The sequence below is a fragment of the Polaromonas sp. P1_F1 genome (assembly GCF_056405795.1).
In genome coordinates, this window is the sequence record NZ_JBFUBJ010000002.1 from 92,924 (window position 1) to 117,440 (window position 24,517).

22 protein-coding genes are annotated in these 24,517 nt (G+C 59.8%); 2 read left to right on the forward strand and 20 right to left on the reverse strand.

The window, feature by feature from the left end:
• Positions 1–19 precede the first annotated feature (19 nt).
• Positions 20–715: a DUF599 domain-containing protein gene (locus tag AC1DZE_RS06635; protein ID WP_477668957.1), complete on the forward strand. Its 696-nt coding sequence runs from the start codon at positions 20–22 to the stop codon at positions 713–715.
• Position 716: 1 nt separating this feature from the next.
• Here AC1DZE_RS06635 and egtB read toward each other — a convergent pair whose 3' ends face one another.
• A complete protein-coding gene (gene egtB, locus AC1DZE_RS06640; RefSeq protein ID WP_477699967.1) occupies positions 717–1,997 on the reverse strand; it encodes an ergothioneine biosynthesis protein EgtB in 1,281 nt (426 codons plus the stop codon).
• Positions 1,998–2,180: 183 nt separating this feature from the next.
• Positions 2,181–2,987, reverse strand: coding sequence for a sulfurtransferase (locus AC1DZE_RS06645; RefSeq protein WP_477668959.1), 807 nt, complete (start codon positions 2,985–2,987; stop codon positions 2,181–2,183).
• An 86-nt stretch (positions 2,988–3,073) separates the two neighbouring features.
• On the opposite strand from AC1DZE_RS06645, the gene dnaE reads away from it, so the two are divergent.
• Entirely contained in the window at positions 3,074–6,556 is a 3,483-nt protein-coding gene (gene dnaE, locus AC1DZE_RS06650) for a DNA polymerase III subunit alpha (protein ID WP_477699899.1), read from the forward strand.
• 60 nt (positions 6,557–6,616) lie between these two features.
• On the opposite strand, the gene tolA is transcribed toward dnaE, so the two are convergent.
• The 18 genes from tolA to nrdR form a co-directional block, all read right to left on the reverse strand.
• Positions 6,617–7,258: a cell envelope integrity protein TolA gene (gene tolA, locus AC1DZE_RS06655; RefSeq protein WP_477668961.1), complete on the reverse strand. Its 642-nt coding sequence runs from the start codon at positions 7,256–7,258 to the stop codon at positions 6,617–6,619.
• Between the two features lie 268 nt (positions 7,259–7,526).
• A complete protein-coding gene (locus AC1DZE_RS06660) occupies positions 7,527–7,967 on the reverse strand; it encodes a biopolymer transporter ExbD (protein WP_477668962.1) in 441 nt (146 codons plus the stop codon).
• Positions 7,968–8,073: 106 nt separating this feature from the next.
• Positions 8,074–8,766 carry a protein TolQ gene (gene tolQ / locus AC1DZE_RS06665; RefSeq protein ID WP_457280238.1) on the reverse strand — a complete coding sequence of 231 codons (693 nt, stop codon included), beginning with the start codon at positions 8,764–8,766 and terminating at the stop codon, positions 8,074–8,076.
• A 13-nt stretch (positions 8,767–8,779) separates the two neighbouring features.
• Positions 8,780–9,214, reverse strand: a complete 435-nt coding sequence (gene ybgC, locus AC1DZE_RS06670) for a tol-pal system-associated acyl-CoA thioesterase (protein WP_477668963.1) — start codon at positions 9,212–9,214, stop codon at positions 8,780–8,782.
• Between the two features lie 115 nt (positions 9,215–9,329).
• On the reverse strand, positions 9,330–10,526 hold the full coding sequence (locus AC1DZE_RS06675; RefSeq protein ID WP_477699900.1) for a pyridoxal phosphate-dependent aminotransferase: 1,197 nt from the start codon (positions 10,524–10,526) through the stop codon (positions 9,330–9,332).
• Positions 10,527–10,551: 25 nt separating this feature from the next.
• Positions 10,552–11,067, reverse strand: coding sequence for a transcription antitermination factor NusB (gene nusB, locus AC1DZE_RS06680; protein ID WP_348045906.1), 516 nt, complete (start codon positions 11,065–11,067; stop codon positions 10,552–10,554).
• Positions 11,068–11,105: 38 nt separating this feature from the next.
• On the reverse strand, positions 11,106–11,570 hold the full coding sequence (ribH, locus tag AC1DZE_RS06685) for a 6,7-dimethyl-8-ribityllumazine synthase (RefSeq protein WP_477672355.1): 465 nt from the start codon (positions 11,568–11,570) through the stop codon (positions 11,106–11,108).
• A 38-nt stretch (positions 11,571–11,608) separates the two neighbouring features.
• Positions 11,609–12,715: a bifunctional 3,4-dihydroxy-2-butanone-4-phosphate synthase/GTP cyclohydrolase II gene (gene ribBA, locus AC1DZE_RS06690; RefSeq protein ID WP_477668966.1), complete on the reverse strand. Its 1,107-nt coding sequence runs from the start codon at positions 12,713–12,715 to the stop codon at positions 11,609–11,611.
• A 3-nt stretch (positions 12,716–12,718) separates the two neighbouring features.
• The gene (locus tag AC1DZE_RS06695) at positions 12,719–13,369 is read right to left on the reverse strand and encodes a riboflavin synthase (RefSeq protein WP_477668967.1); all 651 of its coding nucleotides are present in this window, start codon (positions 13,367–13,369) and stop codon (positions 12,719–12,721) included.
• A 240-nt stretch (positions 13,370–13,609) separates the two neighbouring features.
• Positions 13,610–14,710 carry a bifunctional diaminohydroxyphosphoribosylaminopyrimidine deaminase/5-amino-6-(5-phosphoribosylamino)uracil reductase RibD gene (gene ribD, locus AC1DZE_RS06700; protein WP_477668968.1) on the reverse strand — a complete coding sequence of 367 codons (1,101 nt, stop codon included), beginning with the start codon at positions 14,708–14,710 and terminating at the stop codon, positions 13,610–13,612.
• Between the two features lie 54 nt (positions 14,711–14,764).
• Positions 14,765–15,391: a hypothetical protein gene (locus tag AC1DZE_RS06705; protein WP_477672359.1), complete on the reverse strand. Its 627-nt coding sequence runs from the start codon at positions 15,389–15,391 to the stop codon at positions 14,765–14,767.
• A 21-nt stretch (positions 15,392–15,412) separates the two neighbouring features.
• Positions 15,413–15,922: a type IV pilin protein gene (locus AC1DZE_RS06710; protein WP_477668970.1), complete on the reverse strand. Its 510-nt coding sequence runs from the start codon at positions 15,920–15,922 to the stop codon at positions 15,413–15,415.
• Between the two features lie 5 nt (positions 15,923–15,927).
• The gene (locus tag AC1DZE_RS06715; RefSeq protein WP_477699901.1) at positions 15,928–21,003 is read right to left on the reverse strand and encodes a pilus assembly protein; all 5,076 of its coding nucleotides are present in this window, start codon (positions 21,001–21,003) and stop codon (positions 15,928–15,930) included.
• Positions 21,004–21,012: 9 nt separating this feature from the next.
• A complete protein-coding gene (locus AC1DZE_RS06720) occupies positions 21,013–21,705 on the reverse strand; it encodes a pilus assembly PilX family protein (protein ID WP_477668972.1) in 693 nt (230 codons plus the stop codon).
• A complete protein-coding gene (locus tag AC1DZE_RS06725; RefSeq protein WP_477668973.1) occupies positions 21,705–22,703 on the reverse strand; it encodes a PilW family protein in 999 nt (332 codons plus the stop codon). Before AC1DZE_RS06725 ends, AC1DZE_RS06720 begins: the two co-directional genes overlap by 1 nt.
• Positions 22,700–23,305 (reverse strand): type IV pilus modification protein PilV, encoded by a 606-nt coding sequence (gene pilV / locus AC1DZE_RS06730; RefSeq protein ID WP_477668974.1) that lies wholly within the window; start codon positions 23,303–23,305, stop codon positions 22,700–22,702. The genes AC1DZE_RS06725 and pilV overlap by 4 nt, the downstream gene beginning before the upstream one ends.
• Positions 23,296–24,108 carry a GspH/FimT family pseudopilin gene (locus AC1DZE_RS06735; protein ID WP_477674223.1) on the reverse strand — a complete coding sequence of 271 codons (813 nt, stop codon included), beginning with the start codon at positions 24,106–24,108 and terminating at the stop codon, positions 23,296–23,298. Before AC1DZE_RS06735 ends, pilV begins: the two co-directional genes overlap by 10 nt.
• Entirely contained in the window at positions 24,029–24,478 is a 450-nt protein-coding gene (nrdR, locus tag AC1DZE_RS06740) for a transcriptional regulator NrdR (protein ID WP_457280253.1), read from the reverse strand. Before nrdR ends, AC1DZE_RS06735 begins: the two co-directional genes overlap by 80 nt.
• Positions 24,479–24,517 lie beyond the last annotated feature (39 nt).

Below are 24,517 nucleotides of genomic sequence, written 5' to 3' on the forward strand. Positions count from 1 at the left end.
CAGCGTTTAAGATCACGCGATGCAAATTTTCAGCCTGCTTCCCTGGTCCGACTGGATGGCCATCGCCTGGTTCTTTGGCGGCTGGATGGGCTATGCCTGGTTTGCCCGGCACTATGGGGTCAAGCGGCCTTCGCTGCTGCGCACCACCAACCGTTACCGGCACCATTGGCTGATACAGGCCACCTCGCGCGACCCGCGCGTGATCGACGGCATCATCACGCAGAACCTCTCCAGCACGCCGGCTTTTTTCTCGTCCACCACGATCATCATCATCGGCGGGTTGTTCGCGCTGCTGGGCACCACCGACAAAGCGGCCGAGCTGGTGCGCGAAATCCCGTTTGCCGTGCGCACCTCGGTGCTGATTTTTGACCTCAAGGTGCTGCTGATGGTGGCGGTGTTTGTCTACGCGTTTTTCCGCTTCAGCTGGTCCATGCGCCAGTACACCTTTGTCGCCCTGCTGATTGGCTCCATGCCGTCACCGCAGGAGTTTGAGGTGGGGAAGTTCGACCGTGAAGCGTTTGCCACACGCGCCAGCCGCATGGTGAGCCTGGCGGCGGAAACTTTTAACGACGGGCTCCGGGCCTACTACTTCAGCTTCGGCATCATGGCCTGGTTTTTTTCCACCTTTGCGTTTGCGCTGGCCACCGCCGTGGTGGTGCTGATTTTGTACAACCGCGAGTTCAACTCGGACGTGCTGGACGTGTTGCGCGAATAGTTCAGAGCCGGCCGTCGGGCAGGTCACGCGCCAGGCGCAGGCCGCTGAACTGCCAGCGGGCATCGGGCGGGAAAAAGTTGCGGTAGCTGGCGCGTATGTGGCTTTGTGGTGTGGCGCACGAGCCGCCGCGCAGCACAAACTGGTTGCACATGAACTTTCCGTTGTACTCACCCACCAGCCCTTCCCAAGGCTTGTAGCCGGGGTAGGGGTTGTAGTTGGACTGCGTCCATTCCCAGACGTCGCCATACATCTGGGCCGGCAGGCCGTGGCTTTCCTCCTGCTGCGGCAGGGGGTGGTATGCCGCCTTTTCCACAAAGTTTCCCTGCGGCACGGGGCTGGCCACCACGCTGCGCGCTGCCAGCTCCCATTCAAATTCTGTCGGCAGGCGTGCACCGGCCCAGCGCGCAAAGGCATCGGCTTCGAAGTAGCTGAGGTGGCAGGCCGGCGTGTTCGGGTCTACATCAATCAGCCCTTGCAGCGTGAAGTGCTGGTAACTCCCTTCGCTGCCCTGCCAGTAAAAGGGCAGGCTAACGCCGTTCTCAGTCACCCAATCCCAGCCCATGGAAAGCCACAACTCCGGGCGCTGATAGCCCCTGTCGGCGATGAAGGCCATGAACTCGCCGTTGGTGGCGGGCCGGCTGGCCAGCTCGAAGGCCGCCACATAAACTTTGTGGCGGGGCGTTTCGTTGTCGAAGGCAAACCCACCGTCGCGTCCCGCGTCAAAGCCGTGTTCCACCAGACCCGCGTCGTGGCGCATCCAGTTCACCGGCTGTGGGTGTATGCCCGCCAGCGGCCAGCGGCTGGCATAGGCCGGGCGCGCGGGGTTGAAAGACAGTGCATGCTTGATGTCCGTCAGCAGCAGTTCCTGGTGCTGTTGCTCGTGGTGCAGGCCCAAGGTGACCAGTTCGGCCAACTCTTTGTGCTGCGCGGTGTCATTACCGGCCTCTACCTGCGCAATCACTTCCAGTATGCGCTGGTCGACCTGGGCACGGTAGGCCAGCACTTCGTCGAGGGAGGGCCGGCTGATCAGCCCGCGTTTGGGCCGTGGGTATTTGTCGCCCACACCGTTGTAGTAGCTGTTGAACAGCACCCTGAAGCCTGAATCAAACGGCTTGAAACCGGATTCAAAACGCTCGAGGATAAAAGTCTCGAAGAACCAGGTCAGGTGAGCCAGGTGCCATTTGGCAGGGCTGGCGTCCGGCATGGACTGGAGCTGGCAGTCCTCGGGGCTCAGGGGCTCGATCAGGGCTTCGGTCTGCGCCCTGATGGCCATAAAGCGCATGGCCAGCGGAGACTGCCGCGCCTGAAGCGTGTGGGAGCGGGAGAGTGATGGTTCTGTAGGCATGATGGCTACCGTGTGGATGGGCGCGACAGAAGGCTGACCCATGACATGCACAAAAGGGAAACGGTGAAGTTCGGTGTGATAGCAATGAGCGGCTTAAAAGCTTTGCACGGCACCCGGCCTTCAGCTGTCAGACAAGGCCTCGAATGCAGTGGGGATGGCCGTGGGAACGGGCCTTGAAAGCGGCTTGGCCACGGGATTGACCTGAGGTTTCAGTTCAGGGTCCAGGGCGCGCCGCTCGTCAAACACAAAACATTCACCGTCAAAATGCGCGCGTCCGCTTTCCTCAAAATACTTGAGGATGCCACCCTCGAGCTGCCAGACGTTTTCCACCCCGGCTTCGCGCATGAAGATGGCTGCCTTTTCGCAGCGAATGCCGCCGGTGCAGAAGCTCACGACGGTCTTGCCCGCAAGCTCCTGCCGGTTTGCCACCAGGGCCTGGGGAAATTCCGTGAACTTGCTGATGCGCCAGTCAATGGCGTTTTTGAAGGTGCCGACATCGGCCTCAAAGTCATTGCGGGTGTCCAGCGTCACCACCGGTCGGCCCGTGTCGTCGCAGCCTGTGTCAAGCCAGCGTTTGAGCGTGGCGGCATCCACGGCCGGCGCGCGCCCGGCGGCTGGCTGGATGGCGGGGTGGTTCATGCGGATGATTTCCGGCTTGACCTTGACCAGCAGCTTGCGAAACGGCTGGGCACTTGACCAGCTTTCCTTGGCTTGCAGGTCGCTGAAGCGGGCATCCTGTTTCAGCCATGCCAAAAAATCATGAATATCTGCCGCCGTGCCCGCCAGGAAGAGGTTGATTCCTTCTTCTGCCAGCAGTACCGTGCCTTTGATCGCGCGTTGTTGGAGCGCCTGTTCGATGCTGCCCTGCAGCATCGCAGGGTGCGCCAGCGTGACGAATTTATAGGCCGCAATGTTCAGGATTTGCATGATCCGGTTGATTGTAGGCAGGCATGCAGGGCCTTGCACTGCGTCACGGCGCCTCAGCGGACAGCCTCGGCCCTAAAATGACCTTTATGTTTGTTCATTTGCGCCTTCACACCGAATTTTCAGTCGTCGACGGCACCAACCGCATCGATGAAGTCGTGGCCGCTGCGGCTGCTGACCACCAGCCGGCCCTGGCCATCACGGACCTCAGCAATCTGTTCGGAACCGTCAAGTTTTACAAGGAAACCCGGGGTGCTGGTGTCAAACCCCTGATTGGTGCCGATGTATGGGTGCAGGTGCCGGGCAAGGACGCCGGGGCGCCGGCCGCGCGCCTCCTGCTGCTGGTGCAAAACCGCCAGGGCTACCTGAACCTGTCCGAGATCCTGACGCGGGCCTGGACCAAAAACGTGGTGCGCGACCAGGCGGTGGTGAAGCTTGAGTGGCTGCAGGAACTCAATGAAGGCCTGATTGCGCTGTCGGGCGCGCAGGGCGGCGCTGTGGGCCAGGCGCTGCTGCAGGGCGACAGCGCGCGCGCCGTGGAATGTGCGCTGTACTTTGCGGGCCTCTTCCCGCACCGTTTTTACCTCGAACTGCAACGCGCCCAGCGTCCCGATGACGAACGTCATGTGGCGGCCGCCGTCCAGCTGGCGGCACGGCTCAAGCTGCCGGTGGTGGCGACCCATCCGGTGCAGTTCCTGACCTACGACGATTACGAGGCGCATGAGGCCCGTGTGTGTATTTCAGAAGGCGAAATCCTGGGCAATACGCGCCGCGTGCGCAAGTTCACGCGGGAGCAGTACTTCAAGTCGACCGCGCAGATGGCGGCGCTTTTTGCCGATGTGCCCACCGCGCTGGCCAACACTGTGGAAATTGCCCGGCGCTGCAACCTCACGCTGGAGCTGGGAAAACCCATGCTGCCCGACTATCCCACGCCGGAAGTCAATGGCGTGCGCATGCCGATCAACGAATACTTCCGCCACGCGTCGTTTGAAGGGCTGGAGGAACGCCTGGCTCACCTGTACCGCGACGTGGCCGTGCGCGACCAGAAGCGGCCATCCTATGTGGAGCGCCTGGAGTTCGAGATCAACACCATCCTCAAGATGGGTTTCCCAGGCTACTTCCTGATTGTGGGTGATTTCATCAACTGGGCCAAGAACAACGGCTGCCCGGTGGGCCCGGGCCGAGGCTCCGGCGCGGGCTCGTTGGTGGCGTATTCGCTCAAGATCACCGACCTGGACCCGCTGCAGTACAACCTGCTGTTCGAGCGATTCCTGAATCCGGAACGGGTTTCCATGCCCGACTTCGACATCGATTTTTGCCAGAGCAACCGCGACCGCGTGATCGATTATGTGAAAGACAAATACGGCAAGGAAGCCGTGAGCCAGATCGTGACCTTCGGCACCATGGCCGCGCGCGCCGCCATCCGCGACGTGGGCCGCGTGCTCGACTTCCCGTATGGCTTTTGCGACGGCATTTCCAAGCTGATTCCGAACAAGCCGGGCCAGCACATCACGATTGAACAGGCAAAGGAGCAGGAGCCCATCCTGGCCGAGCGCGAGCGCAAGGAAGAGGATGTACAAACCCTGCTGGCGCTCGCGCAAAAGCTCGAAGGCCTGACCCGCAATGTAGGCATGCATGCCGGGGGTGTGCTGATCGCCCCCAGCAAGCTGACCGATTTTTGCCCGCTCTATGCCCAGCCTGGCAGCGATTCCGCCGTGAGCCAGTTCGACAAGGACGACGTGGAAGCGATCGGCCTGGTCAAGTTCGACTTCTTGGGCCTGGCCACGCTGACCATCCTGGAAATCGCCCGGGAGTTCATCATCGCGCGCCATCCGGCGCAAAAAGACTTCAAGTTTGAAGACCTGCCGCTGAACGACCGAAAGGTTTACGAGTTGTTCGGCCGGGGCCAGACCGAAGCCGTGTTCCAGTTTGAAAGTATCGGCATGCAGCGCATGCTGAAAGACGCGAAGCCGGACCGCCTCGAAGACCTGATTGCGATGAACGCGCTCTACCGGCCGGGGCCGATGGAGCTGATCCCGACTTACATCGCGCGCAAGCAGGGCAAGGAAGTGCCCGAATACCCGGACCCGCGCGTCAAGGCCATTCTCGAAGAGACCTACGGCATCATGGTCTACCAGGAGCAGGTGATGCAGACCGCGCAGATCCTGGGCGGCTACTCGCTGGGCGGCGCCGACTTGCTGCGCCGCGCCATGGGCAAGAAGAAAAAAGAGGAAATGGACGCCCAGCGCGAGATCTTCCGCAAGGGCGCGGGCGAGGGCGGTCTCAGCGAAGAGAAAGCCGACGAGGTTTTCGACCTGATGGAAAAATTCGCGGGCTACGGCTTCAACAAGTCGCACTCCGCCGCCTACGCGCTGCTGGCGTACCACACAGCCTGGCTGAAGGTGCACTACACCGCCGAATTCTTCGCCGCCAACATGACGGTGGAAATGGACGACACCGACAAGCTCAAGATCCTGTTCGGTGACGCGCAGAAGATGGGCATCCAGTTCGAGTCGCCCGACATCAACCGCGGCGACTACCGCTTCGAGCCGATCAGTGCCACATCGGTGCGTTACGGCCTGGGCGCCGTCAAGGGCACGGGCCAGCAGGCGATTGCCGCCATCGTGGCGGCGCGCAAGGAAGGCGGCCCCTTTACCTCGCTCTACGACTTTTGCGTGCGCGTGGACCGCAGCCGGCTCAACAAGCGAACGGTGGAAGCCCTCATCAAGGGCGGAGCTTTTGACAACCTGCAACTCAACCGTGCGTCGCTGCTGGCGTCGGTGGACCGCGCCTTTGAATTCGCCGCCGCGACCGAAGCCAACGCCAACCAGGGCGGGCTGTTCGACATGTCCGACTCGCACGCGGCCAGCACCCAGGAGCCGGCGCTGGTCGAGGCCATGCCTTTCGGTGTGAAGGCGCGGCTGGTACTGGAAAAAACGGCGATCGGGTTTTACCTCTCAGGGCACCTGTTTGACGAGGTCGAAACCGAAGTGCGCCAGTTCGCCAAACGCAAGATCGAGGACCTGATCGATTCGCGCGAACCTCAGCTTCTGGCTGCCATTCTGAGCGACCTGCGCGTTATCAACGGCAACCGCGGCAAGCTGATCATTTTCAAGCTCGACGACAAGACCGACGTGCTTGAAGCCTCGGTGGACGAAACGACCTTCAACGCCAACCGCAACCTGCTCAAGGACGACGAACTGGTGATCGTGCAGGGCACGCTGCAGGGCGCGTCGGAGCGCTTCGGCCGCCGCTTCAAGGTCACGCAGGTCTGGGACCTGGAAACTGCCCGCTGCAAATTTGGCAAGTACCTGCGAGTGGCGGTCAATGGCACCACGCCGGATATTTCACGGCTGGTCAGGGACTTCCCGCCGCGCCGCGAGATGTCAGACCAGGGAGAGCTAAGCCGCGGCTTGCCGGTGCGCTTGAGCCTCAGGCGCCAAGGCGAGGCGGGCGGCGTGGCAGCGGAGCTTCATCTGGGGGAGGCAGCCAAATTCTTCCCGACCGATGCCGCACTGGCCAGCTGGATGGCGCAGGCCGACAAGGGGCTGGTGCAGATTGTTTATGAGTGAAACAGGCCTCTAGGCCAATAGAGACGAGCGCAAGCAGCTATAAAAAAGGTAGCGCTTGGCTTAGTCCTTGGGTCCGAATTCAACGGGAAAGTCTGTAATCACCTTGCCGTTTTCGTCTGGAGGAATGCGTTCTGCCTTCTCTACAGCCCGGAGAACGGCCTCGTCCCAAGCTTGCACTCCACTGGATTTGCTCAGCTTTGAACTCATGATAAGTCCTGTGGAAGAGACTTTCACCTGGACGATAGCTTTCGGGTTTCCCTGAATACTTTCAGGATTTGCAAAGGTGATGTTGCGCTTGAACAAAGCGGCCAATCGTCCTTTGTAATTTGCCGATGGACCGCTGGCCTTTTGAGCCGTACCAGTGGCCTCGGCGCCGCCGGTGGCGCCGGCCTGGCCCATCATCCGTTTGAGGTTTTCGTCACGCAGCTTTTTCGCCGCAGCGTCAGCCAGCTTTTGCTTCTCGTCGTCTTTCGCGTCCTGCTTCTTCGCTTCGGCCTTTTTGGCGTCTTCGGCGGCTTTGCGCTTGGCCTGCTCTTCTTTGGCCTTCAGTTCTTTTTCTTTCTTTGCCAACTGCTCAGCCTTGAGCTTTTCCTGTTTCAGTTTCTGCTGGTTCTCGGCTTCTTTTTGCTGCTGCAGCAGCTTGCGCTTTTTCTCCTGCTCCAGCGCGATGTCGACATTGGGCGCTGGCGGCGGTGTCTTCACTTCCGGTGTTGGGGGCGCGGGTGGAGGCGGTGGTGGGGTGGGGGCTTCCACCAGCCTGGGCGCCGCCGCCTGCGGCACGCTGGACCAGATTTCGGCATCGAACGACACGGCCTTGTCGCTGTGCTTCCAGTTGATGCCCCAGGTCAGCGCGGCCATCAGCAGGATGTGGGCAAGCAGGGCCAGCCCGAATGCGCGCAACGACCCGCTGTCGCGGGGCGGTCCGAATTCGAGGCGGTCTGCGGCGCTGGGCATGGCGGGTTGCGGGCGGCTACTTGTTGCCGGTTTGCACGGAAAGGCCTACGCGCGACACCCCGGCTTTTTGCAGATTGTCCATGACCTGGACCACGGTTTCGTACTTGATCGATTTGTCGGCGCTGATGACCACGGGAACCGCTTCGGCGCCGACGGCTTTCACGGCCGGCTCCAGCCGGGCGATGTCAGCTGCGACGTTGCGCACGTTGCTGGGCACGCTGTCGGTCTTGATCTTGATCTGCACGGTTTCATCCTTGCTGATCAGGATCTGCACCGGATTTTGCGGCTGGCTGGGCGCCTTGCCGACCTTGGGCAGCGCGATCATGCTGGGCGTGATCAGCGGCGCGGTCACCATGAAGATGATGAGCAGCACCAGCATGACGTCGATGAACGGCACCATGTTGATCTCGCTGATGGTGCGCCGGTTGCGGCCGCGGCGGGAATTGACTGCTGGCATGGCGGTCTCCTAGACGGACGGCCGCAGCGAAGGGCCGCCCCGAGCAAGGCCAGCCCCTTTGGGGGGCAGCGTATTACACGAAGTGAAAAGCGTGGGGGCCAACATTTCAGTGGCCGGAGGGTGATTGGGCGCCCAGATTGCGCTGCAGGATGTTGGAAAACTCTTCGATGAAGGTTTCGAGCCGGTTGGCAACGCGGTCGATGTCATGCGAGAAGCGGTTGTAGGCCACCACGGCCGGAATGGCGGCGAACAGGCCGATGGCGGTGGCGACCAGCGCCTCGGCAATGCCCGGTGCCACCGTGGCCAGCGTGACCTGTTCCAGGGCCGCCAGGCCGGTGAAGGCGTGCATGATGCCCCAGACCGTGCCGAACAGGCCGACGTAAGGCGAGACGGAGCCAACGGTGGCAAGGAAGGAGAGATTGGCTTCGATCGCGTCCACCTCACGCTGGTAGCTTGCGCGCATGGCGCGGCGCGCGCCGTCCAGCAGGGTACCGGCGTCGGTGATGCGGCGCTCGCGCAGCTTCTGGTATTCACGCATGCCGCTGGCAAAAATGCGTTCCATGGGGCCGGAGTGCTTGGCGTTTTGCGCAGCACCGGCGAAAAGGTCGTTGAGGCTCGTACCCGACCAGAATTCGCGGTCGAATTCATCATTGAGCTTTTGCACTTTTTTCAGGGCAATGATCTTCCTGAAGATGGCGGCCCAGCTGGCAATGGACACGCCCACCAGCAGCGCCACCACGGCCTGAACGACCCAGCTGGCATTGAGGATGAGGCTGACGATGGAGAGGTCTTGATTCATGTTGAAGCTTTGCTCAAGTTTTTAGGCTGTCAAGAATGGCAGCAGGAATCCGCCTGGGCTGCAGGCTGGCGGCGTCGACCCAGCCAATCCGTATGGTTCCTTCACAGAGCAGGACGGGTGGCAGTCCCTCTTCTTGCTCTGTTTTTAATAGCACCTGCTGCCCGATTATCATGGACGCGCGGCCTGCTTCGACCAGGCTTGCCGTAACAATGAGTTCATCGTCCAGGCGGGCAGAGCGATGGTAGCGGATGCTGGTTTCTGCCACCACAAATATGCCACCGGTACTTTCCCTCAGGCGCTGTTGTTCAACACCGAGTGATCTGAGCCATTCAGTGCGCGAACGTTCAAAAAATTTCAGGTAGTTCGCGTAAAAAACAATGCCGCCGGCGTCGGTGTCTTCCCAATACACCCTCACGGGCCAACTGAATGTGGCCCCCACGCTTTTCACTTCGTGTAATGCGCTGCCCCCCGAGGGGGCCGCTGCGCCTGCGGTCTGGCGAAGCCAGTCCCGCGGCCCCTGCTTGAAAGGACTTCCGCCTACGTTTGACTTGATCGTCCTCTGACTAGGCAAGGGCAGCCTCCAGACGGGCGATGGCTTCCTTCAATTGGTCCATGGAGTTGGCTGTGGAAAACCGTACGAACTGTTCGGGTGCCGCATGCCCGAAGTCACGGCCCGGCGTGACGGCCAGGTGGGCGCGGTTCATGAGCTCGAAGGCGAAGTCCCAGCTGCCGCTGACGCCCAGTCTGGCGGCCGCGGCGGTGCAGTCGGCGTAGGCATAAAACGCGCCGTCCGGCATCACCGGAACCGTGAGCCCCAGGCGGTTGAGCTCGGGGATGAAGTAGTCGCGGCGCGCCTTGAATTCGGCGCGGCGGCGTTCGTACTCTTGCAGGCTCTCCGGCTCGAAGCAGGCCAGGGCGGCATGCTGGGCCACGGTGCTGGCGCAGATAAAGAGGTTTTGTGCGATGCGCTCGATCACCGGCGCCAGCGCTTCGGGCACCACCAGCCAGCCCAGGCGCCAGCCGGTCATGTTGAAGTATTTGCTGAAGCTGTTGATGCTGATCACGCTGTGGCCCAGCTCGCCGGGCATGGCCAGCGCCGAATGGCCGAAGTGCTCTTCGTAGCTCAGGCCCAGGTAGATTTCATCGATCAGCGTGATGCCGCCGCGGCTGTGCACAAATTCGTGGATGCGCTGCAGCTCTTCCGGTGCAATCGAGGTGCCCGTGGGATTGGACGGGGAAGCCAGCAACACGCCGCGTGTTTTGGGGTTCCATGCCGCCTCCACCTTTTCGCGGGTCAGCTGAAAGCGTTCTTCGGCGGTGGTAGGGACCAGCACCGCATTGCCTTCTGCCGCGCTGACGAAATGCCGGTTGCAGGGGTAGCTGGGGTCGGGCATCAGGATTTCGTCCCCCGCCTCAATCAGGGCCAGGCAGGCCAGTTGCAAGGCAGCGGATGCACCCGCGGTGATGATGATGCGGCTGGGCGCCACCTGCGCCCCGAAGCGGGAGGCATACCAGCCGCTGATGCGCTCACGCAGTGCCGGCAAGCCGGTAGCCTGGGTGTACTGCGTGGTGCCGCGCTCAATGGCGCGGGTTGCGGCCTGTTGCACCAGGGGTGGCGCCGTGAAGTCGGGCTCGCCGATGTTCAGGAAGATCATGGGCGATGCGCTGTGCGCAAATTCCTGCGCCAGCGCAGAGGCCGCTTTGGCAACCTCCATGACATAGAAGGGCTCAATCCGCTGAGCCCGCTGGGCGATTTTCAAGGCTGGCCTTTCACGGGGCGAGCCCCTATCGGGATTTGTCGGCAGCGACTTCAGCGGCGCGCAGCGAGGGCGCCATTTTGTTCAGGACCCCGTTGACGTACTTGTGGCCGTCAGTGCCGCCGAAGGCTTTGGCAAGTTCGATGCACTCGTTGATCACGACACGCCAGGGCACATCGAGGCAGTGGGTGAACTCATAGGCGCCTATCCACAGCACGGCATGCTCCACCGGCGATATTTCGGCCATGGGCCGGTCCAGCAGGGGCGTGATGCCCGCATCGAGCGTTGCCGCGCCTTCGATGCAGCCGTGCAAAAGTGCATCGTAGTGGGCGGAGTCGGCTTTGTGAAAACCCACAAGGTCGCGGGTAAATGCGTCAATCGAATCCGCTTCGTTTCGACCTACCAGGTGTTGGTAGAGCGCTTGCAGTGCGAACTCGCGAGCGCGCGTGCGGGCGGATTTGTCCGCCGCCTTTTTGACGCCGGTGTCGGTCAGGCCGGTGCGGGTTTGGGGTGGGCGTTTGGGTTTGGTGATGGGGTCTGCCATGAAGTGCCAGTCAGGTTAAGGGATGCAGGAGCAGGCGCTCAGGCAATTTCATTGATCAGGTTCGCCATTTCGACGGCAACGCGGGCGGCGTCGCGCCCTTTGTCGACCTGCCGGGCTTCGGCCTGCGCGACGTTTTCCGTCGTGAGTATGGCATTGGCAATAGGCAACTGGTAGTCAAGCGCCAGGCGCGTGACGGCTGCGCCGCTTTCATTGGCGACCAGTTCGAAATGGTAAGTCTCACCGCGGATGATGCAGCCGAGGGCAATCAACGCGTCGTATTTGTCGCTTTCGGCCAGGGCCTGCAATGCAACGGGCACTTCCAGCGCGCCGGGCACCTTGATGTGCTTGATGTTGTCCTCTTGCACACCCAGGGAGGCCAGCTCGTGTTTGCAGGCTTCGGCGAGCGCATTGGTAATGCTTTCATTGAAGCGCGCCTGCACGATGCCGATGGAAAGTTTTCTGCCGTCAAGCTTGTCGCCTGAACCTTTTTCTGCTCCAAACACGGTGTATCCCTTTGATTGTTTTTTGTTTAACGAAGTGACTAGTCTTTGGTGGTGTAGCCGACGATCTCGAGCCCATAACCCGTCATGCTCGGCATGCGGCGCGGGTTGCCCATGAGGTTCATCCGGTGCACGCCGCATTCACGCAAAATCTGCGCACCCACGCCGTAGGTGCGCAAGTCCATGCGGCCGCGCTCAGGTGCCTGGCTGGCGCGTGCAGTGCCTTCAAACTGGGCCAGCAATTGCGCGGCACTTTCGCCGCAATTGAGCAGCACGGCAACACCCCTGCCTTGTTCTGCGATGTGTTTGAGGCTTTGGTCAAGGCTCCACGAATGCATGGAGCGGCCCGTTTCAAGAACGTCCAGCACCGACAGTGGCTCATGTACCCGTGCAGACACCACGTCATCGGCAGACCACGCACCCTTGACCAGGGCCAGGTGCAGGCTTTGGCTGGGTTTGTCCCGGAAGGCATGGGCGGTGAATTCGCCAAAGGCGGTTTGCAGTGTGCGGCTGCCGATTTTTTCCACCAGCGAATCGTTGCGGCTGCGGTGTTCGATCAGGTCGGCGATGGTGCCGATTTTCAGGCCGTGCTCCGCCGCGAATACCAGCAGGTCTGGAAGCCGGGCCATGGTGCCGTCGTCTTTCATGATTTCGCAAATGACGGCGGCCGGTGAGCAGCCGGCCATGCCGGCCAGGTCGCATCCGGCTTCGGTGTGGCCGGCGCGCATCAGCACACCACCATCGACAGCCTGCAGCGGAAAGATGTGGCCGGGCTGGACCAGGTCGGTGACCCTGGCGTCTTTGGCCACGGCGGCCTGCACGGTGCGGGCGCGGTCGGCGGCTGAAATGCCGGTGGTCACGCCTTCGGCGGCTTCAATGGAAACGGTGAAGGCGGTGGAGTGCTTGGTGCCGTTGCGCGTGGCCATGGGCGGCAACTGCAGCAGCTCGCAACGCTCGCGGGTCAGGGTCAGGCAGATCAGGCCGCGGCCAAAACGCGCCATGAAGTTGATGGCCTCGGGCGTGACGTGGTCTGCCGCCAGCACAAGGTCGCCTTCGTTTTCACGGTCTTCTTCATCGATCAGGATGACCATACGGCCGGCGCGCATGTCGGCAACGATGTCTTCAACAGGGGAAATGGCTGTGGTCATGGTTCAGGGCTTTTTTAGGATGTTGTTATGGGTGTCGCCCAGCATGCGCTCGACATAACGCGCGATCAGGTCGATCTCGAGATTGACGTCGGAGCCTGCGGCCAGCCGGCTCAGTGCAGTGTTCTGCACGGTGTGGGGAATGAGGTTGATGCTGATTTCCGTGCCGCCCGCGTCGCCAGCCAGGTCGGTGACGCGGTTGACGGTCAGGCTCACGCCGTTGACGGTGATGGAGCCCTTGTAGGCCAGGTACTTGCCGAGCTCGCGCGGGGCGCGAATGCGCAGCTCCCAGCTTTCGCCGACCTGGGCGAAATGCGTCACGCTGCCAATGCCGTCAACATGGCCTGAAACGATGTGGCCACCGAGGCGATCGTGCGCACGAAGGGCTTTTTCGAGGTTGATGGGGCCGGTTTCCGCCAAGCCGGTGGTTTTGGCCAGGGATTCGGCGGAAATGTCGATGGTGAAGCGATTGAGGGGAAGGTCCAGTGTTGTGGCCGTCATGCATGCGCCGTTGAGCGCGATGCTGTCGCCCAGGCCCACGTCATCAAGGTAACCCGCAGGCGCCTCGATGGTGAGGCGCTTGCCGTGGTCTGAAGAGCTGCCCAGGCTTTGGATGGCGACGATGCGCCCCAAGCCGGTAATGATTCCGGTAAACATGGTGCCATTTTCGCAGGGAATCCGGGCGCGGCGGCGCAGACAGCGCCAAAGGCCCGGAAAAGAGGGTGTTCAGCCGTGATTCACAAGGCTTGTGCAGGCACGCGTGGGCCGGTTCAGACGTCTATATCTAAGGGAAAATGGCCGTAACCCAATGGTTACGGGCGCAAGCAGCTATTGTTTTGATAGCGGATATGGGTGTTTTGCGAGCGTTCGCAGGGAAGACCGATGTCCACCATTGCGCTAGAAAGCTTCCCGGCCCGCCAGGCGAGCGACGATACGCAGGTCGGGCCCGACCCTGTCGGTAGACAGGAACTGGAGTTGGAGCCCGTTCGCGAGCGTTTGCAGGGGTTCCAGGGCAGCCATGCCCTGGCCAGGCCCAAGCAGCCTGGGCGCGAGGTAAACCAGGAATTCATCCACCAACCCGCTGCGGATCAGCGATGCGTTGAGCTTGCTGCCGGCTTCGACATGCAGTTCGTTGATTTCGCGCTGCGCCAGGTCTTTCATCATGGCCGCCAGATCCACTTTTCCCCGGGCGTCGGGCAGGCAGGTGACCGTCGCACCTTTGGCGACCAGCGCGGCTTCTTGTGGCGAGCCTCGTGTGGCGGTGTAGATCCACACCGGACCTCCTGACTGGAATATCCTGGCACCAGGCGGTGTTTGCAGCAGACTGTCGACAATCACGCGGCAGGGCTGCACCTGCGTTTCCACCAGCCGCACGTCCAGCTGAGGGTCATCCTCCAGCAGGGTCCCGATGCCCGTCAGCACGGCGGAGGCCCGGGCCCGCCACGCGTGGCCGTCTGTCCGCGCCTCAGGCGAGGTGATCCACTGGCTCTGACCGTTGGCCAGCGCCGTGGTGCCGTCCAGCGAAGCGGCAACTTTCAGGCGGACCCAGGGGGTTTTGCGGATCATCCGGCTGAAAAAGCCGATATTCAGTTCCCTGGACTCCTCGGCGCCCGGCCCGACCTCCACCTCGACGCCGGCGGCCCGCAGGCGCTCAAATCCCTGGCCGGCCACCAGCGGATTGGGGTCCGCTATCGAGGCGACCACCTTTTTGATGCCAGCGGCAGTCAATGCATCACAGCAGGGGCCTGTTCGTCCGTGGTGGGAGCAGGGCTCGAGGGTGACATAGGCGGTGGAGCCTTTGACCGAGTGGCCTTTATTCGCTGCATCGCGCAGGGCCATGATTTCGGCGTGGGGGCCGCCTGCCTGCTGGGTATGGCCAGTTCCCAAAATTTTGCTTCCACCTGAATCGGTCAGGACGCAACCTACGCGAGGGTTTGGCGCGCTGAGATACAACGCCTCTTCGGCCACACGCAAGGTCTGCAGCATCGCTGGGTTCATGATGGATTTTCTAACGGGGCAGATTTAAGCTGAAAGGTTGTAGGGTCAGGGATTTCATTCTGAGGCAAAGCCCATTTCCAGCACCCTGCGACTGGCGACTATATTCCCTTGCCTTGTCGCGGGGGTCATTTTCGTCTGCATAAGCGCCTCTATGATTTCGGCTTGCTGGCTTCGGCTGATTTCTGGTCTCGAAGAAATGATGTTCATATCCAGCAAACGGCCATCCTCTGCAATCCATATTTCTATGACCAGACGACGCAGTTTCAGGCTTGTTGCAGTTTTGTCCGGAAAGTTCCAGTCGAGCATCGGAAGGGCCGGCTGGTCGACCTCTTCAATGTCAAAAAAACGAACATCAGACATGCCGGGCTTTCTCGGGCTGGTGGAAGAAAGCTCCTGGCCGGGGGCAACCAAACCTTCAGCAGGCGCTGGTTTGATAGTTGCCGCAAGCTTTTCAGGCGGTATGGACTCGGTGGGTTCTGCCTGAGCAGCATTGCTGGGCTCGGTCATGACCCGAACGACCATGCTGTGATTCGCCGGACGTGCCGCAGTTGCAGTTTTTCCGGGTTTTTCGATGGATTGCGATACGAACAACAGCACGCTACCGTGCATGACTAGGGAAGCAATGGCCGCAATCACCCAGCGGTTGTGCTGAGAAAAACGTCTTTCCTTCTTATGTTTCACCGGTTGGTGCGGCTGGGCTCATCATTTCCAGCAAGAAGTGGCTGCATCCTGGGCAGAAGAAAATGCTGTTGAATAATTCACGTTGCTTTTTACGCCCGTATTCGTGATCTGGTAGTCGCCGCATTTATCAGCAGACATTGGGCCAGGTGAATTGCGCGTTGCGGTGACGGTATAAGTTCTTGCTGCCGCGGCAGATACGGCAATGCTGTAGGCGCCACCGCCATCACGGGGTGATTGCTTCAGATTCGCCGGGAACAAATCGGCCACCGCGGTCCCCGCGGTATTGGTGTCGTACTTCATGTTTTCCGTGTAGTGGCGCTCCATCCATTGAGAAGCTTCAAGGAGCACGGTGCGAACCTCGGCCCTGCGCCCCCTCGCAACGTACTCCTTGTAGCTCGGAAGCGCGACAGCACTCAAGAGGCCAATGATGGCGACCACGATCATCAGCTCAATCAGTGTGAAGCCCCTGCTTCGAGGCGCAACGCCGTGGGGTCGATTTTTCGCGGTTGCCTTGTGGAAAGGAATTTTCATAGGTTTTACCTGGTCTTGAAGGAGGGAATTTCGCGCCAGTAAATTCGCGCTTTCGTGTTGTCTCCCTTGCCCTGCAATCTGGTGCGATCACCAACGACAGCTGTGCAATTGAGTTCCCCCGAGGCACATGCGGTACCGGTTGAATCCCCGGAGACGGTGACACGTTGGTCGATGATCTTGACGGACGCGACGTTATAAACGACACCGCCAATCGTGATCGTGCCAAAGAGCCCCGTGTTCAGCAAGCCCGTGATGGGGTCTACAAAGGTGATGTAAGCAGCGGGCCCGCTAAAGCAGATGTTGCTGCTGGTGGCGGACGGTGCGATGGATACCGTTGCCAGCAGGCCTTGGCTCATGGTCGGGTTACTCACCACCATTTCCGAGGTGTCCGGCAGATTGATGTACCAACCCTTGTTGTTCGTCCAGTCCATGGCTGCGCCAGTCACATAGCCTTGGCCCAGAATGCCATTGGTGGGGTCCGCGTCATCCACAGTAATGCGTACGAATGTGCGGGCTGCCAGCTGCGTCCGCAGGCGGGGAAGGCCGGTCGTCGTATTGTCGAGCAGCGACGGATCCGCAATGTAGGCGGCGCTGGAATAGATGGGTTTATCCCAGATGCCAAAAATCCCATTAACGTTGCCGGAGCCGTCAGGGAAGTCGGAACTGACAATGGACTTGCCGGTTGCGAAATTAACCACCACGCCGCCCAATGGATGGAACCGATACTCTGGTGCAGAGGTGATGGGCAGGCGGTTCACCGATGCATCTGTAGGCTTGGCGATGAACAGTGGCCGTTTGTTGGTGCCATCCGTATTGGCATAAGCAACCTTCCAAAGCGCTGGGTTGGGGCTTGAAACGTCGAACTTCCACAGGTTGCCCTTGAGGTCACCCGCATAGATGACGTCGGCGACCCCATCATTGTTCGTGTCCACCCAGGTAGCTTGCGACAACCCATTGCTGGGCCCGGCGGCGGCCACCAGCTTGACGTAATTCACGCCGGGCGTCCAGACACCGCTATACGGGCCATTTGCAAACAGGATATAGAGCGCCGCCGATCCGTTCGTGCTGTTGACGCCGTTAGGAACAATCGTCGCAAATTTGCCATTGTTCATCTTGGCAACAGCGCCGGCTTGTCGACTTGAACGATTCGTGGTGCCCATTTGCGCCAGGTTGTATCCAAGGTCGCCACTGCTGTCGTCTGCTTCGGAGAATTGCCACTTGAAGACGTTCGCTGCATTTGCTTCTGTCAAGGTATCCGGATCCGTTACGTCAAGAGCAAACACACCCTTGGCGCCGCGTCCCAAAGACCCAAACAGATAGGTTTTCCAGGCGGCTGCAGGGACCAAGGCGTCATAGCCGGGCGCTGCGGCATTGGTGATCGTGGATCCCAGCAATACGTCCGCGGAGTAGGGCGTTCCATCCATAAATGACTGGACTTTTTCGCCAGCGGGGTCTACCCAGTTCTGCAGGCGGGAATGAACAAGTTGTGGCACGTACGAAACGATGGGTGTGCCGCCTTCCGATACGACTGCGGAAGCGTTGAAGCCGTGCAGCATGCCATCGCCTGCACCGATCCAGAGAATGCTCTTGCGGTCTTTTTGGGCTGTGACAAACGTACCGTAGCCTGGGAAAAGGGTTCCGAAATAGTCTGCGTTGGGCTTCGAGGTCACCACGGGGTTGGAGTTGACGACAGGCCCCATGATGGAATTGGTATTGCGTTTTCGGAACCGGAGACCTGTCGGGGTTTCGTCAACGCGGCTGCCCCGAAGCCAGTTGAGCTTGGCCTGGGCCGTTGCATCTGTGCCGCCCACCGCAGTCGTTTTAACGGCATTCGACAAGGCTGCCCAGGTAAATGGCGTGCCGGTCGAGTTCCCGACATTGGTAATGATCTGCCGCGAAGTGGACGCCGTCAATTTGGTATGGCCATCCCAGTAGTAATAGCTGCGGTCCAGCGTGCCGTCGCTCTTGAGGCGAATATCAAAGTCACCGTCAGGCTTGACGATAAATGACAGCACTTCGCCATGGCCGTCGTCGCCGTCAAAGCTGGCCAGATATTTCAGGCTGCCAGTCGTGAGCTGCGAAGCGGCAAGTGCAGGCGCCGTGTTGGAAGCGCCCACAATCGCACTGAAGGCGGCGCGCAAGGCTTTTTCCAGCTCGCTGGGGCGAATTGCCAGGAAATAGTTATCCGGGTAGCCATCTGCGCCAGGCGTACCATCCAGCTTCTTCACATCCCAGTTGGCCTTGTCGGCGGTGGGTTTTTCGAAGTAAATTTTCGGATCAGACGGTGGTACGGTGACATTTTCATTTTTACTGAACCCGCCCCATTTCGCTGCAAGCCAAAGCGGATCCTGAAGCTGAGCAGCGGTTGCCGTCCCAAAATCATATTCAGCGCGGCTCTCTTCCTGGTTCACTTCGCAATTGTTGCAGCCGCCCGATGTATTGATATTGGGGTGCACTGTACCGTCAGCCTTCTTCACGGTCAGCGTGGTGCTGTCTGTGAAACTGTAGGTATAGATACCGGAATGGAAGTGCGCGCCGTCTTTGGTGCTGCCGGATATGGTGTAGCCAAAGCCCTGGGGGTTCACCGACGCGGCGTTGAAAACCCGGGTGTACACATACAACTTGGTGCCTATGACCTCGTACCGCAGGATACCGGAGGCATCGCTGTCATAGTCACCACCTTGTTCAGAGTCTTCCCAGATGATCAGGAATTTCCCTGACGTGGCAGTCGGCGTGCCCACTACGCGGAAGTCAACGAGGGTACCGCCACCAACCGTGCCGCCCGCAACCAGCTGGTAGGAGGGTTGAATGATGATTTTTCGGCCTGCGATCGTCGGGTGGGGGACTTCAATACGCGGTTTACCGGGAGACAGCGCAACTGAAAAGCTTTTGACCTTGAACGCATCCGGGTTGGCGATCAGTTGCGCGGCCGTCGGCGTCCGCACGGCGTTGGTTCTGGCCCAATAGGCAGCACCAGACAGCGCATACGAGCCCGCATACGTTGGGGCGTCAGGACACAGACCATCTACCGCAGCCAGCGTGGAAACTGTCTTGCCGGTACAGGTTCCATCGTTTGTGGTGCCATTGTTTCCGATGAAAAACTTGTTGCCATGAATTCCTTCATCCGTACCAATCACATTGATCATGTTGACCAGGCTTGGGCTGCCCGGCAATGTGGCGAAAGGACTCCATTGAGTGCTGGTGTTGTTGTCATAAGACGTCACGCTGGCATTGAAGTTAATGGCATTGATGGCGCGGCACTGGCCCTGGCCGAAAATGGCATCGGCCGCTGTTTTGGCGGCGGCATTAGCCCGGTTCACCGGGTCAACCCATGCCGGTTTGGGCAGGCCCATGGCGGCATCTTTCGAGCCGGTTTGTGTGTAGTCATAAGTGCCGCTTGGCGACAGGCCGCCAAGATAGCGCAGCGTTTCGGTGAACATCTCACCCATGGGGTTGCCCCAGCTGGTGCACTGGTTGTCCGTTAGCGAGGTCAGCTGGAAAGTACAGTTGCCGTCACCAATGTAGGTGCCGTCGCTATAGCGATATCCGTAAACGCGCAGCTTGTTGATGGTGTAAACGATGCCCTGCGCGGAGGTATACGTGCCATCGGTGGTGTAGTTCACTTCATTTTGGAACGACTGCAAATTACTTCGAAGGACGCCGCCGCTGATATTTTTGGCAAAGGAGCCGGTCATCAGCCCGAATTCGGCAAGGTTGCCTTCCCCGTACTCATGCAACAAGCCGATTGGCTTGAAATTCGCGGACGGATATTGCCTGCAATTTTCTGTACCCAGCAGCGCCGATGCGCAAACCTCGACCCGCACGATAAAGTCAGGGCCAGTGGCGCCAATGACGACCCCCTGGGTGCCCTTTGTGGGATTGCTGGAGCCGGAGCCCAGTCCCGTAACGCCTACGTTATTGCCGTTGGAGGCGGATTTTTCTCCACTCCAATGGCACTGCCACCGCTCATTGGCATTCCAGAGCTGGTAGTCGCCCTTGGCGATTCGCATCAAGGGCGGGTTGGCGTTGGTGTGTGAATCGCCGTTGCCTGTTGTGTTGGTATTGAACGGCGAGTTGGCGGTCAGGTTGTCACCCAGCGTGGTGTTGCAGATGGTGGCTGAGGTCTGGGTCAGATTCTGTATGGTCCATTGCTTGATGGTCAGTGTCGGTGTTCCGGCGGTGGCACCGACATAACCCGTTGGCGTGACCACCATGGTGATCCAGGCAGGGTCGACGGCCACTGCAACACCTTCCATGTATTGGGTTGGCGTGGGCGTGTTCACTGCCCTGATCTGGTCGCCGACCTCGACATTGAATGTGGTGGCCTGGGCGACGGAATGCGTCACGCAGTTGTACTGAGGGGGGGCATTGGTTGCGCCGCCATAGTAAGTTTCAACCAGAGTTTGGCAAGTGGTGGCAATAGCTGCGGCCGGCGCGGTGCCGGGATTGTTCTTGTGAGCCTTGTTGGAATTGAACGTAAACTCAATAAGGCGTCGCGCATTATTGGTGTTGTCGTTGCTGATGACGCTCGAAGCCGCAAGCTGGCTGGCGGTAAAAGGGGTGAGTTGATCCAGATCGTCGCCCTTGTAATACTTGGCGAATGAATGGGCATCTGTCGGCAGGCTGGTACGCTCCAGAATGGTCAGTGCATTGGTGTCGGTGGAACGCAGGCCGCCGTACAGCACCTTGCGCACCACGTCCATGCGGGTCATGGTGGCCCAGTTCAGGAAGTTGCCGCTCCAGTTGCCCGTGCAATATTTGTCCGTGTTGGTGCTAACGGGGGCAAAGCGGTTTGTCGTGCCGCTGTAGCTATAGCATTTATAGGAATCGAAATACCCGTAGTAGTTAAAGCTGTGCTTGTAAGTTGTTTCGGGAATTCCGTCGCCGTCAAGATCCGAGAACTCGTCGTACGCCCGGTAAAAAAGCTGATGGTCTTTCGACATGTTCAGCATGATCATGGGCCTCGGCGACGAGGTCACGATGTTCGGCGGAATGGCCGGGGTCAGTGCCTGTGCAAATGCCACCCCTTGCGAAGTGAGCGCCGCAAACAAAAATCCGGCAATGGTGATAATTTTTTTCACGGATTTTCCTTAATTGCTTGGGAGAAAAGGACGGTAATAGGTTTGCATTACAACTTCAGTGTTGATGTCTGCCCCGAAACCACGGGCAGAGATGCGAATGACGATGTCATCGCCTGCAGAACCTTTGAAATATTCCATCAGGTATTCAGGCTGCCTTGCCACACCGGCAAATCTGGCAACACCGGTAAAGGTGCCCAGGGGTACCGCACCGGTGAAGGTGCAATTGGTGCCTGCACCTGCCGCGTCGCTTGGTTTTGCGCTGGGCGTGGCAGGCGGACCTTCCCACAGCCCTTTTTTCCCGTTGATGGTCGGCCACCAGGGTTCAGGGTTGGTGACGGTGGTGTAGTTGCTCGTGTAGTAATAGTCCAGTGGGTTCCGGCACTGCCCTCTGGGGCAGCTTGGGTCGAAGTAGGGCCCCATGGTTTTTTCTTTTATGGGCCTGTCGTCGTCGCGCGCACACAAGGCATTGGGACGCAGAGGGCCTGCCAATTTCAAGTCGCGCTCTGCGTCGCGTAGTGCGGCTTCTGTGGCCTGGCGGGCGACTTCGTAGTCGAGTTGGTTTCTCGAGAGCGTTTCACCCGTGGTTGCGCGTCGCATCCCGATGGTCCCGAGAATCGTGATGACCAGCAGGAACATCAAGACTATAGGGAGGGACACTCCTCTTTCGAGGCGCGCTGTAGTGATTGGCATGCCGGCTCGCATCAGTAAATACCTGTCAAGTTATTTCGAATGGCAAATACGCGCTCGTATTTCTTGTAAATAGTCCGGTCGGTGGCCGCGTAGGTGATGTTGGCGCCCCGGCAGTTGGCATAGCTGCGCAAGGAGCCTGCCTTGTCCTGGGTGCGCGAGTTTTCCGGCGTACGGGTCAGCAAACACACCCTGATGGCGGTTACGCGCTGCCATGATGTGAAGCCCGCGACATCGGGCAATGCAGTCACTTCGGCAGCGGTATGGTAGGTCTCCGGAGACGTCCCAGCTGTCCCGGCCACCCCATATCGGATCACCATGTCTTCAATGCCTTCAAAAATCGGTTGATAAATGGTGTCTTCCGGGTTTTTTCCATTGCCGTTGCATCCGAGGCTCTTGGTATTCACTGTCCGGGTGGTACCGCCGACGCCCTGGGCCGTATAGCTGGTAGCGACCAGGCCAAAACGGTTGGATACGTAGCGCGGCCGTCCATCGGCAATCTGCGCCGCATTGTTGGGATCAAGGTCAACAGATTGCCTCAGGCAGTCGAACCCACTCCCAAAGGTCGATGCATCCAGCTCTGGCATGGTGAAATAGTTGATCACAACCGAATCTGGCGCAGTGGCTACCGTGCTGCCGCAAGCCCTGGTTGTGGGATTGAACACCGCGCCGTCGCACCCAAACAGCCCCTGGTTATAGGCCACGGCGGTTGAGTATTTGGTATTGGTGAATCCCCCCAAATTACCTGAGGCCGCGGAGGTGGTGGACATGATCATGGGGTAGAAACCCGCCATCTGAAGGTCGCGGCCAATCATGTCCAGTGCAAGCTTGCCGGTCTCATTGAGCATCGCCATATTGGCTGAGGCTGTAGCGGCCGAGCGGGTGCCCAGATATGCCGCCGCTGCCGCGAGGGCGAGGACCAGGCCGATGACCAGACTGACCAGCAGCTCGATCAGTGTCAAACCGCGTTGGCGGTAGCGCGGCTGCGCCATTCCGATGTGAAGTGTCTTCATGGAATCATCTCAAGATTGGCGCATTGAACGCCGGCCAGGGCGGTAGCCGTTCCCAGTGCAGTGGGGCAGCAGTTTCTTGCGGCGATTCCTGTGGTGGTCGCCGTGCATATGTCGGGTGAACGCAGTGTTGTACCTGTACCGTCCAGGTTGTCTTTGCTATACCAGGCAACGGTCACCAGGAAGCGCAAGTCCACGCCTTTGGTTCCGGTGGGCGTTACGATGCCCACCGCGCCCGGCAGCTGGTTGTTCAGGTCAAGACGCCAGATAGTGATGTCATAGGCCGCCAGCTCGGTCGGGGTACAGGTTGCGGTGTTGCAATCTTTGGCCGGGTTCAGGTAGGTCGGGGTTCCATCAATGGATGTACGTTCAGCGGCGTAGGTGCGGGAGAAGTTATAAGCGGTTGCGTCCGCACTGGCATTTGCCCTGATGCGATCCGCAAAGCTGCTGATGCTGGACGACAGCGCCGATCGCACCCATCCGGTTTGCTCGTACTTGAGCGAAGCCGTCTGCATGCCGACCATGCCGAGCACACCGATGGAAAGAATAAGCATGGCGATCAAGGCCTCGATCAGGCCTGCACCTCGCTGGCGACTCATGGACATGCGCTGACTCCTCCGTATTTTTTGACACTTACCCGGCCTGCTGAAGTGATGCAAATAGAGCGGTAGTGAGGACTGGTGTTGCTTTCGAGGATGTATGAAAGCGAGAAGTTGGACTGGGCAATGGATGCAAGCCCTCGAGAATCGAACGTTAGGCGCTTCAAAGAAGCACTATCTGACAGGTCAAAGCTGTCGACGCCAGGCTGGCGCACTGAAATCAGTGTCGAGCCGACCGTTGTCGGGTCGTTTTGTGTGGCGCTGCAACTGGGATTGGAAAAAACTATCCAGCCGGCTTGCCAGTTGCTCCCCGCCGTTGCGCATGTGGGGGTGCCCCCGGTAAGGGCATTGGAGGTATTGCTCGACATGCAGATGGTGACGCAATTGTTTCTGCTGATCGCTTCAATCCTCGCACGCGAGACGTCATTGGAAAATTCAGCCGTAATGGCGCCTGCCTGGTTTCGAACCATGAACTCCCTCAAATTAGGCAGTCCTATGGCCAAAATCATGGCTAAAACAGCAACTGTCACCATGATTTCGATGATGGTGAAGCCTGCGTCGCAAGCGCGCGGAGCCGCTTTGGTGGGGCGGCGTAAGGTTGTTGAGCACACGGTCATTCGCATGTCGTGAGTATAGGAACCGCCGTTGACGGGCGAGGCTCCGGCTGTCGGGCTCCGACTACCATTAATCTGGTGGCGGGTAGGGTTTTTGCCGTACCCGGAGCGATTTCTACCGCCTGACCTCGTCCACCAGGGTCTTGAATTCGTCAATATCCTCGAAGCTGCGGTAAACGCTCGCAAAGCGGACATAGGCCACCTTGTCGAGCTTGCGGAGCTCACGCATGACGAGCTCGCCGATGCGGTTGGACGGCACTTCCCGCAGCCCCAGGCTCAGGAGCTTTTCCTCGATGCGTTCAACCGCCGAGTCGACCTGCTCGGTGCTGACGGGCCGCTTGCGCAGCGCGAGGTTCAGGGACGCCAGGACTTTGCTGCGCTTGTACTCGATGCGCCTGCCGTCCTTCTTGACGATGGACGGGAAGGTGACATCGGGCCGCTCATAGGTTGTGAAGCGCTTTTCACATGCGCCGCACTGGCGGCGGCGGCGTATGAATTCGGCATCTTCGCCCACGCGCGTCTCCACGACCTGGGTTTCAAGGTGGCCGCAAAAAGGGCATTTCATGAGAGGTAGCCCGAATCTGAAGGTGTAAATCGGCCTCTA